Raw genomic sequence first — 15,795 nt, forward strand, 5'->3', positions numbered from 1 at the left:
CAATGAAATTTGTTTCATTGGCTTTTTACTTTATGTATATTATTCTCTTTAATTAAATATTTAAAGAAGTAAATAATTCGATTAGTTTCGGGTTAGATGGTCTAGGAGCATCAGCATTAACAACGTTACCATCTGGGTCTATCAAAATAAAACGAGGAATCCCTTTTATATTATAGCCTCGAACAAATTCCGATTGCCAATTATTATCGGCAAATAATTGTACACCGCCTAATTCTTTATCGGCAACCATTTTTTTCCAGGCATCATGATCTTTCTGGTTATCAATAGAAATACTAACAAACTCAATATTTTTCCCATGATATTGTCCTTCAACTTTTTTAAGCGAAGGAATTTCTTTTTTACAAGGTCCACACCAGGTTGCCCATACATCAATGTAAACATATTTTCCTTTTAAATCTGCTAATGATGTTGTTCCTCCTTTATGATTCTCATAATTAACAAAGTTAGGAGAAGGTTTGCCTATAAAGTCAGATAATTGGCTTGCTCGCTGTTTTTGTTGAGTATAAGCAGCTGTAATACCTGTATTAAGGTTCTTCAAACCAGCTTTTTCATTTGCATAAATTGTAGAGTCGATGTTTTTATTGCTTTCAATAAACTCCGTTAATGTTTTTTCAATTTCATTAACTTTGGCTTTAAAAGCATCTTCTTCTAAATCAAATAAATCTGGCGTTAAAATACGTTCCTGTATTAAAGCTTTTTGTGCTAGGTAGTTGCTTGTTTCTGCACCTGTGCCTGTATATTTAATCGTCTCGTCAAATTGTTTTGTATCAAGGGTTAAGTTAATATCAAATCCATTTTCAAGGAACATATTAGTAGATTCTGCTCCATCAAAAAGGTTGTGAATACCAGAAACAACTTTTAAGGTATCACTAAAAGTACCATCTTCATTGACTTTAATGGTTTTAGAATATGTTCGTGTTCTAACAACTAAGGAGTCGCTATTTTTATCGGTGATTTTACCTGATAAAGTTACATAGTCTTTGGGAGCATTCTCACAGGCCGCTATAGCTACTGTTAATGCTAAAAAAAGTATTTTTTTCATATTTCGGTTTATTAAAAAACCAAAAATAAACTTTTATATTAAACGTTGTTAATTATTAACATTTTGTTATGTATTAGATTTAGGTTGTTTTAATAGTTGTGTGGGCAAGTAATGTTTATTTATAGTTCACAGGTTAATGTATTATAATCCACTATTTCTGGTATAATATTTAATGCATGCAATTGTTTTTGCACGTTCATTATGGTTTGCTTATCAATTAAACTCTGGGACCATTCGGTAATGCTTAACCATTCTTGTACATCTTCAAGTTGTTGCTCATAGCGATTTGAAATTGTTTTGTCTATACTTGGAATCTCTTTAAATTCTGAGGTTGTATTATTAATAATCTCTAAAATAGTTTCTAAATCTTCTTGATTCGAATCAATAAAATCTTCGCGTACAGCAATTACAAAACATGGCCATGGTGATGGGCAATTACCAATTCTTCTAAATATGCCATCGTCAACTAATGGTTTTGTCGTAAATTTTTCCCATAAAAAATAATCTGCTTTACCAGTAGTTAATCCTTCTACGGCTCCGTCTAAATTTTTTATAATTTCAAAATCCAGATCTTTTTCTAAGTTCCATCTATTATTTTCTGCATGGATGTAAGCCATTAAATGAGAGCCAGACCCATACCTGCTTATTGCAGCTTTTGTCCCTTTTAGGTCTTCTATGGTTTTATAAGGAGAATTATGGGCTACATGAATACCCCAATTTAAAGGGGTTTGCACAAAGGTTTGCACAATTTTACTAGGGTTACCAGCTATGATATCTTTTATAATCCCTTCTGTAAGTATAACAGCTATATCAATGTCTTTGTTTCTAAGGGCTTTACACATAGCACCTGTGCCTCCTGCGTAATCGTGCCAGCGTAAATTAATACCTTCTTTTTTATAATCTCCATTTTTTAGTGTTAAATACCATGCTAAATTAAAATGCTCTGGTACGCCACCAATATTTACTTTCTTCATTAAGTCAATCTGTTAGTCAGCAATTTTATCAAGTGTATATTTTATAAGTTTATCGATAACTTCTGAAGGGTTTTTACTAAAAGTCCCAGAAGCTCTATTAGCAATTATAGCATTTAGAGATAAGGCATGATGCCCTAATAATTTTGCTAAGCCATATATAGCAGATGTTTCCATCTCCAAATTAGTAATGCGTGTGCCTTCAAAATTAAAAGCATCCATTTTATTGTTTAGGTCAGCGTCTTGAACGGGTAATCTTAAAACACGTCCCTGTGGCCCATAAAATCCGCCTGCTGTAGCAGTTAATCCTTTATGAGTCATGTTACTTTCAAATTGCTTTTCAAGTAAGTCACTGTTTTCTATAACAATAGGCCTTGCTTTGTGCTTATGCCAATTGGTTTGCTTTATAAAAGCGTCTTCTATATTTGGGTTATTAATAGTGTCTATTTGGTAGGCATGTAACATGCCATTAAGGTCTAATCCATAAGTGCTTAAGAGAAAAGAGTCTATAGGTATATCCTTTTGTAACGAACCAGAAGTCCCTATTCTTATAATATTCAAACTTGTTATGGTTTGTTTTGGGATTTTGGTGGTTAAATCGATATTAAAAAGGGCGTCCAATTCATTTAGAACAATATCTATGTTATCTGGACCAATTCCTGTAGAAATAACAGTTATACGCTTGCCTTTATAATGTCCTGTTTGGGTTTTAAACTCACGTTTTTGTGTAGAGAATTCAATGCTATCAAAATATTTAGAGACTTTCTCAACACGATTTTGATCACCAACAAAAATGATCGTATTAGAAACGTTTTCGGGCTTTAAATTTAAATGATAAACACTGCCATCCGGATTTAAAATGAGTTCAGATTCCTTAATGGGCATTTAATACAGTTTTTACGAGTTTATTTTGTTTTTTATTAAATTGAAAGTCGAATTTTTTAAGACCTCCATAAACTATATTATTATCAATTTCAATAGCGACATTATGTTGACCTAATAGTGCTTCGTGTCCTTTTCTATTAAGGCTTATATGTTGTTCTTCATTTGTAAAAAAGATACTAAGCTTATCTATGATTCTAGAAATTTGAATATCCCCAAAGCCATAGTACCCTTGATAATTAAGAACATACCCTAATAAGTGATGTTTAGATTTTATAGTATTATTTTTAATAATTTCCAGTATGTTTTTTTCTAAAGCATTTAAACCATGTACAGAATCTGGAAAACGTTCTAAATGTGCTTTTAGGCAATTACTTAAATATTTGAATGACGATACAGTTATAATGTACGGTTTTAACAAGTTATGATCTTTACCGCAATAAATTTCCCAAATGGTTTTAGCTAAATCTAAATCTTCAGAATTTAGCTTAACTCTTTCTTTGTAATGAGTCATTAATTGCTCAGCATTGAGCTCTGATAACCCTTTTAATATTTTACTACCTTTAATACGTCCGCTACATACCAAGAAAATTGGAAGATTGATTTTCTTCTGCATTAAGAGGTTGATAACTGCTAGCATATTAATATGACAAAACAAATCGTATTCAAACCACAGTATAATTTCTGAGTAGTCTTTGTAAGTATTCAGTTTACTTAATTCAGATTTAATCTTATCTGTATCTAAATCAATATCATAAAACTCGTTAAAAAAAGACGTTCTGACATCCAAGAATTTTTCAGAGTTTATCTCTACAATAGTTGGTCCTTCACAAAGCATTTCTTGCCAAGTTAGTTTTTCACCAGCAATATCTAACTCATTTAAATAATTAGTTAAAACATCGCCATTAGTAATATGAAGTGGTCGTTTTTCCATAATTAACCGCCTACACGTTTTACTTTAAATCCCTTCTCTTGAAGCATTTTCATTATTTTGTCACGATAATCTCCTTGGATAATAATTTTATCATCCTTAAAACTACCGCCAACACTTAGCTTGGTTTTAATATCTTTAGCTAAAGCCTTAAAATCGTCATGGGCACCAGTATAACCTTCTAGTATAGTAATGGGTTTGCCTTTACGCTTTTCGTACTTGCAAATAATTGGGTCGTCTTGCATCCATATTCCTGATGGTTCACTATCGTTTTCCACAGGTTCAGATGGTGCGTGATCTGGAAACAGGTTTTTTAATTGGTCTTGTAAATCCATCTTGTTCAGTTTTCAGTTACAGTGTTCAGATAATAGGTACTAAACAAAAAACTGTTTACTATTTTTTATGGTGTTAAATATTCAGTTAAGAGAGCTAACTGCCAACTTCAACTGAATACTGTAAACTATTTCTTTATCAACCCTAATTCTATTAATCGTTCATTTAAAAATTCACCTGCGGTAATATTTTTAAATGCCTTAGGGTTGTCCTTGTCAATACAACCTTCTAATACATCTAGTTTCATGTCACTTATAGGATGCATAAAAAATGGAATAGAGTAGCGAGATGTTCCCCAAAGTTCTTTTGGAGGGTTGACTACACGGTGTATTGTAGATTTTAATTTGTTATTGGTATGTCTAGAGAGCATGTCACCTACGTTAATCATAAGTTCATCTGGTTGTGCAATAGCATCAATCCATTCGCCTTTATGGTTTTGTACCTGTAAACCACGTCCTTGGGCCCCCATTAATAAGGTTATTAAGTTAATATCTCCATGAGCAGCAGCACGAACTGCTTCCTTGGGTTCTTCTTTAATAGGCGGATAATGAATGGGTCTTAAAATCGAATTGCCATTATGTATAAATTCATCGAAATAAGTTTCTTCAATACCTAAATGAATTGCCAAGGCACGTAACACATACTTAGCTGTTTTTTCAAGCATTTTATAGGTTTCTTTACCTATAGCATTAAATTCTGGAAGTTCGTTAACAATCACGTTTTTGGGATACTCCGCTTCAAGTTTCGGGTTGTTTTCAACGTATTGCCCAAAATGCCAAAACTCTTTTAAGTCGCCTTCCTTTTTACCTTTGGCACTTTCTTTTCCGAAAGATACATAGCCGCGTTGACCGCCAATTTCGGGGATTTCATAGTTTTGTTTAGTTTCAGTTGGCAAACTAAAAAAACGTTTAACTTCTTTATATAAGTTTTCAACTAGTGTATCATCAAGAAAATGACCTTTTAAAGCGACAAACCCGATGTCTTCATAAGCTTTTCCTATAGCATCGACAAATTTTTGCTTTTGTGCAGGATTATCAGAGATAAAATCGTTTAAATCTACACTTGGTATATTAGTCATGAATTAGTATTTAATATGGTGTTATACAAATGTACAAAAACATTGTAAAGTTTGATATAGATAGGATTATATAACTTTTATATATTTTTTGTCTTTTTATGGTATATTTGATCAAGTAATATATTTTAATTTATGAGTACAGAATCCACTTCAATTGCTATGGAATATAATATTGAAAATCTTGACAAAGATGTATTGATTCAATTGTATAAAAATATCTTGAAGCCAAGAATGGTGGAGGAGAAGATGCTTATTTTGTTGCGACAGGGAAAGATAAGCAAATGGTTTTCTGGTATCGGACAAGAGGCTATCGCTGTGGGAGTTACAATGGCATTAAATAATGATGAGTATATTTTACCCATGCATAGAAACTTAGGCGTGTTTACGTCTCGTGACATCCCTTTGCATAGATTGTTTGGTCAGTGGCAAGGCAAAGCCTCTGGATTTACAAAAGGTAGAGATCGATCATTTCATTTTGGAACTCAAGCGTATAAAATAGTGGGGATGATTTCTCATTTAGGACCACAATTAGGTGTAGCAGATGGGATTGCTTTAGCTTCTAAATTGAAAAATAAAAATAGCGTAACGGCAGTATTTACAGGCGAAGGTGGTACCAGTGAAGGCGATTTTCATGAAGCGCTAAATGTCGCGTCAGTATGGCAATTACCTGTTTTGTTTTGTGTTGAAAATAATGGTTACGGTTTGTCTACACCCACCAGTGAACAGTATAATTGTGAAAATATAGCAGATAGAGGTCTTGGATATGGTATGGAGTCACATATTATTGATGGCAATAATATTGTTGAAGTGTATAAAAAAGTTAATGAATTAGCGGAAAGTGTTAGAGAAAACCCTAGACCCGTTTTATTAGAATTTAAAACGTTTAGAATGCGTGGACATGAAGAGGCAAGTGGTGTTAAATATGTTCCGAAAGAACTTATGGATGCCTGGGCTATTAAAGATCCTGTTTTAAATTTTGAAACATTCTTAATAGAAAATGATTTATTGAATACTTCAGAAAACACTGCTATTAAAGCAGAAATTATAGCAGAAATCAATAAAGATCTGGAGATCGCTTTCGCGGAAGAAGCTATAGTATCATATGAAACTAATGAGTTAAATGATGTTTTTCAAGAATTTGATTATCAGGTTATTGATCCTGAAAATAAATTAGAAGAAATGCGCTTTATTGATGCCATATCTAATGGTTTAAAGCAAAGTATGGAACAACATGATGACTTGGTTATTATGGGGCAAGATATTGCTGAATACGGTGGAGCTTTTAAAATTACACAAGGGTTTGTCGAGCAATTTGGAAAAGAGCGCGTGAGGAATACTCCCATTTGCGAATCAGCAATTGTTGAAGCTGCCATGGGATTATCTATAGCAGGTATTAAAAGTGTTGTTGAAATGCAGTTTGCAGATTTTGTGACTTCTGGGTTCAATCCGGTGGTTAATTATTTAGCTAAATCTCATTACAGATGGGGACAACAGGCCGATGTTGTTATAAGAATGCCTTGCGGTGGCGGTGTGGCTGCTGGTCCTTTTCATTCACAAACCAATGAGGCCTGGTTTACAAAAACACCAGGATTAAAAGTCGTTTACCCAGCATTCCCCTATGATGCAAAAGGTTTATTAGCCACGGCAATTAACGATCCGAATCCTGTTCTGTTTTTCGAGCATAAAGGCTTATACAGGAGTATTCGTCAGGAAGTTCCAACAGATTACTACACATTACCTTTTGGAAAAGCATCAGTTATTAAAGAAGGCCATGACGTTACTATTATTAGCTATGGCGCTGCTGTTCATTGGGTTTTGGAAACTTTGGAAAGCAACTCTGACATTTCAGCAGATGTCATAGACTTAAGAACACTTCAACCTTTAGATACGGAAACATTATACACTTCAGTTAGAAAAACAGGTAAAGCGATCATTTTACAAGAAGATTCTTTGTTTGGTGGTGTTGCAAGTGATATTTCTGCACTCATTATGGAACACTGTTTTGAGTCTCTTGATGCGCCAGTAAAACGTGTTGCCAGCATGGAAACACCTATACCATTTGCAAGTCAATTAGAAGCACAATATTTGCCTAAAAATAAGTTTGAACAAGAACTAAAATTACTTTTAGAGTATTAAACGGTTTATTGATTATTCTAGTTTAAAATAATACCATGTAACTTTTGTTACAATCATAGAAGGTTATTAATCGTAATTTTTACAAAAATTAATGACTCTTTTTTATGAAACATCCATAACTAAAAATTCGATACTCAAGGATAATGATTATATGGATGCTACATGTGACAAATAAAAAACAATAGGTATAAACACATGAAAAGAAGAACGTTTATTAGAAATACTTTTTTTGGTACTGCTGCATCATTCATTAGTGCAGAAATAGTGTTTTCCTCTTCAATGCCTAAAGGTTATGTACCAATAGCATTACAAAATTCAGATCCATACAAGCTATTCAATAAGGATAAGGAGATGACGGTATTGAATGATAAACCATGGAACATAGAGGCTAAAGCCCATTTGTTAGATGATAACATTACCCCTAACAAATACATGTTTATAAGGAATAATGGCTTAATACCTCAAGATATTGATGTAGATAATTGGAAACTGATTATTGATGGTGAATCCGTTACCTCTCCAAAAACATATACACTTGAAGAGCTAAAAAGTAAATTTAAAAACTATACATATCAGCTCACGTTAGAATGTGGGGGAAATGGAAGAAGTGAATTTAATCCGCCGGCAAAGGGCAATCAATGGACAGTTGGTGCGGTTTCTTGTGCAGAATGGACAGGCATTAGGTTAAAAGATATCCTTGAAGATGTTGGTATTAAAGATAATGCTATTTACATAGGATATCATGCAGCAGACACGCATTTAAGTGGTGATCCGGAAAAGGAACCTATTTCCAGAGGTGTGCCAATGTATAAAGCATTTCAAGAAGAAACACTGTTAGCTTTTAAAATGAATGGAGAAGATATACCACTTGCACATGGGTATCCTTTGCGGTTAATTGCTGGTGGTTGGCCGGCATCAGCCTCAGGAAAATGGATTAATAGAATAAGTGTTAGAAATAAAATCCATGACGGTACAAAAATGAAAGCACCAGCATATAGAGTGCCTTGCAAACCTGTTGCGCCAGGAGAAAAAGTAAAAGATGAAGATATGTGTATTATTGAAAGCATGCCTGTAAAATCTTTAATTACTTATCCTAAATCTGGAGCTATGATTGATGAAGGGAAAACACTAAATATTAGAGGACATGCCTGGGCAGGAGAATTACAAGTTGGAGCTATGGAATATTCTATAGATTTTGGTGCTACCTGGAATGCTTGTAAGTTGGAAAATCCAGTAAACCGTTTAGCCTGGCAGCATTTTAAAGCATCTATTAAGTTTCCAAAAAAAGGGTATTATGAAGTTTGGGCTAGGGCAACAGATAGTAAGGGGATTAGTCAGCCCATGATATTACCAGGTTGGAATCCAAAAGGTTATTTAAATAATGCCTGCCATAGAATAGCTATTAAGGTCAAATAATGGAAGATCAAGAGTTTAGAAATAAAGTAAAACGAATTTATTTAGGGGTAGCTCTTTTTTTTGGATTATTAGTTATGGGGGCGGGAGCAATAATTTATAAATTGAAGAACCCTTCATTTCTTTCATTTGATAAAGAAAAAACAACGGAGACCTATGTTGAAATAGAAGATTTCGACAAAATTGAAAACGGTATTCATTTAGCTACCGGTTTTAAAGATGATGTAGGACTTCAAACCGTTATAGTAAGTTGCACACCTTGTCATTCGGCAAAGTTAGTGACTCAAAATAGAGCAACTAAAGAAGGCTGGATAAGCATTATCCGCTGGATGCAGGAAACACAAAACCTATGGGATTTGGGTAAGAATGAGTCCGTTATAGTTGACTATTTAGCTAAAAATTATGCCCCTGAAGCCAAAGGAAGACGAGATAATCTAGAAGACATAGAATGGTATGATTTGGAAAAATAAAATAGTTATTCTGTTTCTGTGTTTTGTGTCTTGTAAAAAAGAGTCTAAAACACAATTAAAAGAAGTTTCTAAAGGGAATCTTAGCCCTAATACAAGTTACTACAGTACAAAACATCTTGTGGAATGTGAGGATTTAATGGGGCTGCAAACCTCTTCTAATATTAAAATAATTGATTTTAGAAAACCTGAAGCATTCTTAAAAGAACATTTAGTTAATGCTATAAATATTTGGAGAACAGATATTGAGGACACTTCCTTTCCTTACAAGGGAGTTATGGCTAGCAGGTCTAAAATTGAAGCTCTTTTTAGTCGGTTAGGGATTAAACAAGAAGATCAACTTGTTGTTTATGATGATATTGGAGCTTGTGATTCGTCTCGTTTATGGTGGGTATTAAAAAATTATGGGTTTGATAATGTCAAAATTTTAAATGGTGGATTAACGGCGTGGAAACTTAAAAAAGGAGCATTGACTTCTAATTTTATAAAATATGACGCTTCAGATTTTAAATTTCCTCTAAAAAAGAACATGTCTCTATATGCAAGTTTAGAAGATGTAAAATCAATGGTAGTTAATGACAGTATTATTCTTTTGGACACCAGAACTGATGATGAGTTTTCTGGAAAACGTCAAAAAAAAGGAGCAAGTAGAGCAGGGCATATTCCCAACAGCATATTATTAGATTGGGCACTTACAGTAGATTTTAATGCGACAAAAAAAATCAAACCTTATAAAGACTTATTAAATTTGTATCAATCTAAAGGAATCACAAAGGATAAAGAAATTTATGTCTATTGCCATTCAGGAGTACGGTCTGCACATACCACTTTTGTACTAACCGAGTTATTAGGATATAAGAATGTAAAAAACTATGATGGTTCATGGATAGAATGGAGTTTTAATAAAGATTTACCTGTTGAACAGGATACAATAACAACCCTATTTAAATAATTATGAATACTTATATAGAAGCTTTTAGCAATGCATTTACGGGAACTGTAAACTGGACATGGAAATCTATACTTCTTGAAGTCCCCTGGTATACTAATTATTTCTGGGGATTAGTCGTTATATCTATAGCTGTTTGGGTTTTAGAAATCGTATATCCTTGGAGAAAAGAACAAGCGGTTTTTAGAAAAGGCTTTTGGATAGATGCTGTTTATATGTTCTTCAATTTTTTTGTTTTTACGATCATTATAAGTGGTGTCTATGCGGTATTAGAACAACTTTTTTCAAGTTTGGGAATTACAATGAAATCTATCGCTTTGATAAACCTGAAAGCGTTACCGGTTTGGGGGCAATTGTTAATATTCTTTTTGATATCAGATTTCGTACAATGGTTTACGCATGTGTTACTACATAGGTTTAACTTTCTTTGGCGTTTTCATAAGGTGCACCATTCTGTTAAAGAAATGGGATTCGCTGCCCATTTGCGTTATCATTGGATGGAAAATGTTTTTTATAAACCCCTAAAAATATTTGCTGTCATGTTGCTAGGTGGTTTTGAGCCAGATCAAGCATTTATTGTACATTTTGCAGCTATAACAATAGGCCATTTAAACCATGCCAATATCAAGCTTACCTATGGACCTTTAAAATATATCTTTAATAACCCCGTTATGCATTTATATCATCATGCATATACTTTACCAAAAGAACGTCATTATGGTGTTAATTTTGGGATAAGTTTAAGCCTTTGGGATTATATCTTTAAAACAAATTATGTTCCAGAAGCCAGTGGCAAATTAACTTTAGGATATTCAGATGATACCAAAATGCCAAAAAACTTCTTTGCCCAGTTGTTTTATGGTTTTAGAAGAAATGACTAGCTGAGCATTTTTTATTTCCTATGTTTAAAAATATACTTATAATTATAATCCTCATTTTAGCTTTTTTGCATTGTAAAGAAAAGGAAAGTGATCAGGATCAGGATATTTATGAGTGGAAAACTATGGATGTTACCGTATCTGCCTATAATTCATTGGCCTATCAAACAAATTCCAATCCTAGCATAGGCGCTTTTGGAGATAGTTTAAAACCCGGGATGAAGTGTGTAGCGGTATCCAGGGATTTATTAAAAATGGGAATAAAGCACAATACGCCCATTAAAATTGAAGGACTTGATAGTGTTTATTTGGTTAAAGACAAGATGAATAAACGCTGGAAAAAACATATAGATATTTATATGGGAACCGATGTAAAAGCAGCAAGAAATTGGGGCAAGAAAAAAGTGACTATAAGCTATCGGGTTTCTAAGGAATAAAAGTTTATATTACTGTTAGGGTAGTTTTTAGAAGATACGAATTTCACGAATTTTCACGAATTAATCTGTATATAAATAGGTTTTAAGCCTGTAAAAAAGCTAGGTGATGTTCATGCTTAGATACAAGCTCATACAAAATAAAACAACAGGTTCGTATAAATTAGTGAAAATTCGTGTAATCCGTGTCCAACTTTTATCATTCATTTCATATGTCAATATTTGTATACACAATAGGCTATAGATATGTTTTTTATTTCGTTTCAGCTTCCGAAAGTATAAAAGGGTAAGCATCTTTCACTCGTTTTAGTTCTTCTTTTGATAGTTTATCGGAAGGCTTTTTTAATACATTCATACTATAGGTATTTCTTAATTCGTAGTAAGCTTTTGAAAGTTCATCTTGTACTGCTATAAACTGTTTATAAGAAGTGTGTCTGCCGTTTTGTAATGACACTACAACTTTTTTAGGGTTATCAGATGCGTTTGAAACTTTTGTGCCATTGCAATAATTGCAAGTACCATCACCATTATTATCCAAAAAGGTTTTAGTAATTTCTTTTAATTCAGAAATAGCAACACGTTTATTTTCAATCATAATGTCATCCTCATTATTTATCATAATGCGGAGGATATTGCGTTCCGATATTTCACTATCACAAACCATTCCGGGGGGGCATTCTTTTGGAAGTAATCTATTTATACCCTCATCCGAAGATATGGTGGCAGTAACAAGAAAAAAGATAAGTAGTAAAAATGCAATGTCTGCCATAGATCCTGCATTTACTTCAGGAATTAATTTTGAATGTCTCATAATTATAGTTTTACATGTTAATATGTTAACAAAATCACAAAAACAGTACCATTGTTTTATATGTTATTATGAGAGACAAATATTTACTTATTGTTAAACAGATATTGCAAACAATGTAGTCTCTTATTAGATTATAAACTTATTTATCATTTATACAGTTTTTAAAAAGTAAGGTTTTCCCTTACTTTTAGTAAGGTTTTATTTTTTTTAACAAACCTCTTAAAAACAACAAGTTATATAGATATGTGTATTTCATGTTCTAACTATTCATGACTCAAATGCCTTGTTATTTCTAAGGTTTGGAGTTTTGCCTACTTAACCATGAATAAACCTTACTAAAAGTAAGGGAAAGCCTTACTATTATACCAGAAACTCTTTTTAGTTTTAACCACAGATTTACACTTTAAATAGTTTCTTTATGAACGCGCGATTCATTTCTTTTTTTATTGTCTTACTTGGTTTTTCAAACACTTTACTTGCCCAATTGTCAAATCCAGTTACTATACCACCTTCACCACAGTCGGAAGCCTTTATGAAATATGGAGACTACAGTGTTAATTATTCAACAGGCGTTCCCAATATTTCTGTACCTCTTTACGAGATTAGTCATCATGGTTATAAAATACCTGTCTCGTTAAGTTATTATCATCAAGGTTTAAAGCCCGGATATAATGTGGATGTTTTTGGTTTGGGTTGGGGATTAAATCCAACTGGAAAAATTTCAAGAGAAATTAGATATAAACCAGACGAGTTTGATGATTTTGTTATTGAGCCTGTCGATCTTTATGTTGAATCTTATGATTCGGCTTTAGGTATCTATAGTAATCCCAGATCAACAAATATTTCGGCAGATTTGTTTCATGTATCCTTGCCTAATGGGCTTTCTTTTGATTTTACCATGGGAAAAATAAATGGTAATTATCAACTATCAGTCTCTGAAGGAGAACCCGTTATTATAAATTGTATTGATCCGCCAAGTGGAGCCATTTATGATAGAACATGGGAAATAATAGATAAGGACGGTGTGAAATATACCTTTTTATCAACAGATGCCGAAAAAGTTTTTTACGGTGCTAACGCTGGAACAATATCAACCTGGAATTTGAGTAGAATTGATTTACCCAATAGTGACGAGCCAATTACATATACGTATAGACCAGGTGTAAAAAATTTATTTAATGTCCCTAATGATACAAAAGTCCTATCAAAATGGCCTGTTGGTTGTGGTGATAGTGAAATCCCTATTGTATTGGATTACAATGTAGATTTCTTAAGTCGTGTTAGTTATGGTAATTCTTATATAGACTTTATTTATGAAACGCCTGTTAATAACACATCAAACCCTTACACAAACCATAATTTTATTAAATCTGTTAATTTTGGAGAATTAAATGGGGCATTAGTAAAGAAGGTAACATTTAATATGTCGGATCATGGAAACAGAATCCCATATAGCTATACCAATTTAATGCTATTGGATTCTGTTGATATTATCGGTTCGTCTACAACATTGCCTCCTAAGAAATACAAATTTACGTACGATAACCTCACCACTTTTGGGCCTACCTTTACAGACCATTGGGGATACTTAAATAATAGGGAGGGCGAGAGCGGAACTTCAGGTAGATTGCCTGGGTTTTATATTTACTTACATACAGATGTTTCAGATACTTGCCTTGAGGGTGGTGCGATAAAAAATACTATAGGTTATGATTTAGCAGAGTATAAAATTGGAAATGCTAATAGGGATCCCGGTGGTGGGCATGGTCTGTTAAAAAAAATCACATATCCAACTGGAGGATATACAGAGTTTACTTTTGAGAGAAATGCTTTTAAAAGATTAACACCATCAGACCATACAGTCCTTAATTCTTTTACTCTTGGTGGAGGTTTTAGAATCGGACAAATAGCAAATTATACGTCTGAAAACATACTGGCTTCAAGAAAAATATACAGATATGGTGAAATTGATACTAATTACCATTATTACAATTACGGGCCTAAGCATACAGGTTTGGGTATAGCTCCTGTAGAACCTAATGCATTAAGTTATTTAAATTATACAAGGCGTTATGTTAGCTATATAATGGAAGATCATGAATTTTTAAAATACGATCCGACCAATGGACAAGCTCGCATAAGTGTTATTCCTTTGTCTCCAGTCGCTCTTACAGGGTTTGAGCACAGTTTTAGTAGTGCACAATTTAGGTCCATCCTTAATGGAAGACCTCCCGTTATATATCCTGAGGTTACAGTTTACACAGGAGAATTCCCGAATAGTGTTAGTCCCACTCTTGATGAAACGCTGGGTAAAACCGTCTATAAATACGATTATCTTGACTATGGGAATTTTATAGAGCCCTGGAACTTTAGAATGGGGGGTGGGTCTTATTATGTTCCTAAAAAGTACAGGTATAATAGGTTAATAGAACAGACTCACTATAAAAGAGAGGATAAGGATATTGGGCAAGGAATGCAATCTGTATATGTTCCTATAAAAAAGATAGAGAATACGTGGGAATATATCCCTGCGGGAGGAGTAACAACACAAACTAAACTGTTGAAACTTCATCCTAATACTTCATATACTCCTGATGGTCACCCAATGACCTATTATTTTGAAGATCATAAAATAAACGAAGAATATGTTATTCCCCGGATACGAGAAAGCATAACTACAGAATATACAAATGGTAGTTCAATACAAACCAAAGAAAACATGCGGTATGATGGCAATGGTTTTTTAATTGAACGCGAAGTTGAGAACAGCAATGGTAAAAAAACTATTCAATATTATAAATATCCTAACAGCCTTACTGGACAAGATATAACACCTATTATTGAAACCATGAAAAATGATACTACCCATATTATTTCTCCGGTCATTGAGAGTTCTACAAGGGTTAAGGAAGGGCTAACGGAAACCTTTATTTCTGGAACAAAAACAGATTATAAAGAATTTACCATAGATGGTAATACGCTTATTATGCCTGAAAAACAAATCCAAATAGATAATTTGAATATAGAAACTACTGAATCAACTATACTGAGTTATACGGCAAACGGCAAACCAAGAGAAGTGCTAAAAAAAGATGGTTTAAGAACAAGTTATCTCTGGGGTTATAAAGACAGGTACCTTGTCGCTAAGGTAGATAATGCATCTATAGGATCAATAGAGAGTGCATTAACAGCTATCGAACTTACTAATATTAAAAATGGGACGTACGATCGTTCTACCATGATTAGTAAGTTAAACAAAATTAGGAACAGTTTACCTAGTTCAATGGTTGCAACCTATACTTACGACCCCTTAATAGGCATTACAAGTATGACCAAGCCTAATGGAGAAACCACCTACTATGAGTACGATGAATTTGGAAGGTTAGAAAAGGTAAAGGATAAAGATGATTACCTGCTAAACGAAACCGAATACAATTATAAACAATAAG

The 15,795-nt window shown here is 33.3% G+C and carries 14 protein-coding genes; 7 read left to right on the plus strand and 7 right to left on the minus strand.

Going from position 1 to position 15,795, the window contains the following annotated elements; translation table 11 throughout:
* Positions 1–52: 52 nt before the first annotated feature.
* The 6 genes from Q4Q34_RS16750 to Q4Q34_RS16775 all read right to left on the minus strand — a co-directional run bounded on the left by Q4Q34_RS16750 (position 53) and on the right by Q4Q34_RS16775 (position 5,258).
* The gene (locus Q4Q34_RS16750) at positions 53–1,063 is read right to left on the minus strand and encodes a redoxin family protein (RefSeq protein ID WP_303317566.1); all 1,011 of its coding nucleotides are present in this window, start codon (positions 1,061–1,063) and stop codon (positions 53–55) included.
* Positions 1,064–1,182: 119 nt separating this feature from the next.
* Positions 1,183–2,037 (minus strand): substrate-binding domain-containing protein, encoded by an 855-nt coding sequence (locus Q4Q34_RS16755; RefSeq protein WP_303317567.1) that lies wholly within the window; start codon positions 2,035–2,037, stop codon positions 1,183–1,185.
* Positions 2,038–2,049: 12 nt separating this feature from the next.
* Positions 2,050–2,919: a nucleoside phosphorylase gene (locus tag Q4Q34_RS16760; protein ID WP_303317568.1), complete on the minus strand. Its 870-nt coding sequence runs from the start codon at positions 2,917–2,919 to the stop codon at positions 2,050–2,052.
* A complete protein-coding gene (locus Q4Q34_RS16765) occupies positions 2,909–3,850 on the minus strand; it encodes a DUF1835 domain-containing protein (protein WP_303317569.1) in 942 nt (313 codons plus the stop codon). The genes Q4Q34_RS16760 and Q4Q34_RS16765 overlap by 11 nt, the downstream gene beginning before the upstream one ends.
* A gap of 2 nt (positions 3,851–3,852) precedes the next feature.
* Complete coding sequence (locus tag Q4Q34_RS16770; protein WP_303317570.1) at positions 3,853–4,182, minus strand: translation initiation factor; 330 nt, start codon at positions 4,180–4,182, stop codon at positions 3,853–3,855.
* Between the two features lie 125 nt (positions 4,183–4,307).
* On the minus strand, positions 4,308–5,258 hold the full coding sequence (locus Q4Q34_RS16775; RefSeq protein ID WP_303317571.1) for an isopenicillin N synthase family dioxygenase: 951 nt from the start codon (positions 5,256–5,258) through the stop codon (positions 4,308–4,310).
* A gap of 159 nt (positions 5,259–5,417) precedes the next feature.
* Here Q4Q34_RS16775 and Q4Q34_RS16780 point away from each other — a divergent pair, with 159 nt between their 5' ends.
* From Q4Q34_RS16780 to Q4Q34_RS16805, 6 genes are all read left to right on the plus strand, one after another.
* The gene (locus tag Q4Q34_RS16780) at positions 5,418–7,394 is read left to right on the plus strand and encodes an alpha-ketoacid dehydrogenase subunit alpha/beta (protein ID WP_303318039.1); all 1,977 of its coding nucleotides are present in this window, start codon (positions 5,418–5,420) and stop codon (positions 7,392–7,394) included.
* A 195-nt stretch (positions 7,395–7,589) separates the two neighbouring features.
* On the plus strand, positions 7,590–8,810 hold the full coding sequence (locus Q4Q34_RS16785) for a sulfite oxidase (protein ID WP_303317572.1): 1,221 nt from the start codon (positions 7,590–7,592) through the stop codon (positions 8,808–8,810).
* Positions 8,810–9,277: a monoheme cytochrome C gene (locus Q4Q34_RS16790; protein ID WP_303317573.1), complete on the plus strand. Its 468-nt coding sequence runs from the start codon at positions 8,810–8,812 to the stop codon at positions 9,275–9,277. Before Q4Q34_RS16785 ends, Q4Q34_RS16790 begins: the two co-directional genes overlap by 1 nt.
* A complete protein-coding gene (locus Q4Q34_RS16795) occupies positions 9,261–10,226 on the plus strand; it encodes a sulfurtransferase (protein WP_303317574.1) in 966 nt (321 codons plus the stop codon). Before Q4Q34_RS16790 ends, Q4Q34_RS16795 begins: the two co-directional genes overlap by 17 nt.
* A 2-nt stretch (positions 10,227–10,228) precedes the next feature.
* Complete coding sequence (locus Q4Q34_RS16800) at positions 10,229–11,104, plus strand: sterol desaturase family protein (protein ID WP_303317575.1); 876 nt, start codon at positions 10,229–10,231, stop codon at positions 11,102–11,104.
* 122 nt (positions 11,105–11,226) lie between these two features.
* A complete protein-coding gene (locus Q4Q34_RS16805; protein ID WP_408611555.1) occupies positions 11,227–11,538 on the plus strand; it encodes a 3D domain-containing protein in 312 nt (103 codons plus the stop codon).
* Between the two features lie 250 nt (positions 11,539–11,788).
* On the opposite strand, the gene Q4Q34_RS16810 is transcribed toward Q4Q34_RS16805, so the two are convergent.
* Complete coding sequence (locus tag Q4Q34_RS16810; RefSeq protein WP_303317577.1) at positions 11,789–12,346, minus strand: ExbD/TolR family protein; 558 nt, start codon at positions 12,344–12,346, stop codon at positions 11,789–11,791.
* A gap of 418 nt (positions 12,347–12,764) precedes the next feature.
* Between Q4Q34_RS16810 and Q4Q34_RS16815 the strand changes: the two genes are divergently transcribed.
* Positions 12,765–15,794, plus strand: coding sequence for an RHS repeat domain-containing protein (locus tag Q4Q34_RS16815; protein ID WP_303317578.1), 3,030 nt, complete (start codon positions 12,765–12,767; stop codon positions 15,792–15,794).
* The last annotated feature ends 1 nt before the right edge of the window (position 15,795 follow it).

The organism is Flavivirga abyssicola (assembly GCF_030540775.2).
GTDB classification, from domain to species: Bacteria; Bacteroidota; Bacteroidia; order Flavobacteriales; family Flavobacteriaceae; genus Flavivirga; species Flavivirga abyssicola.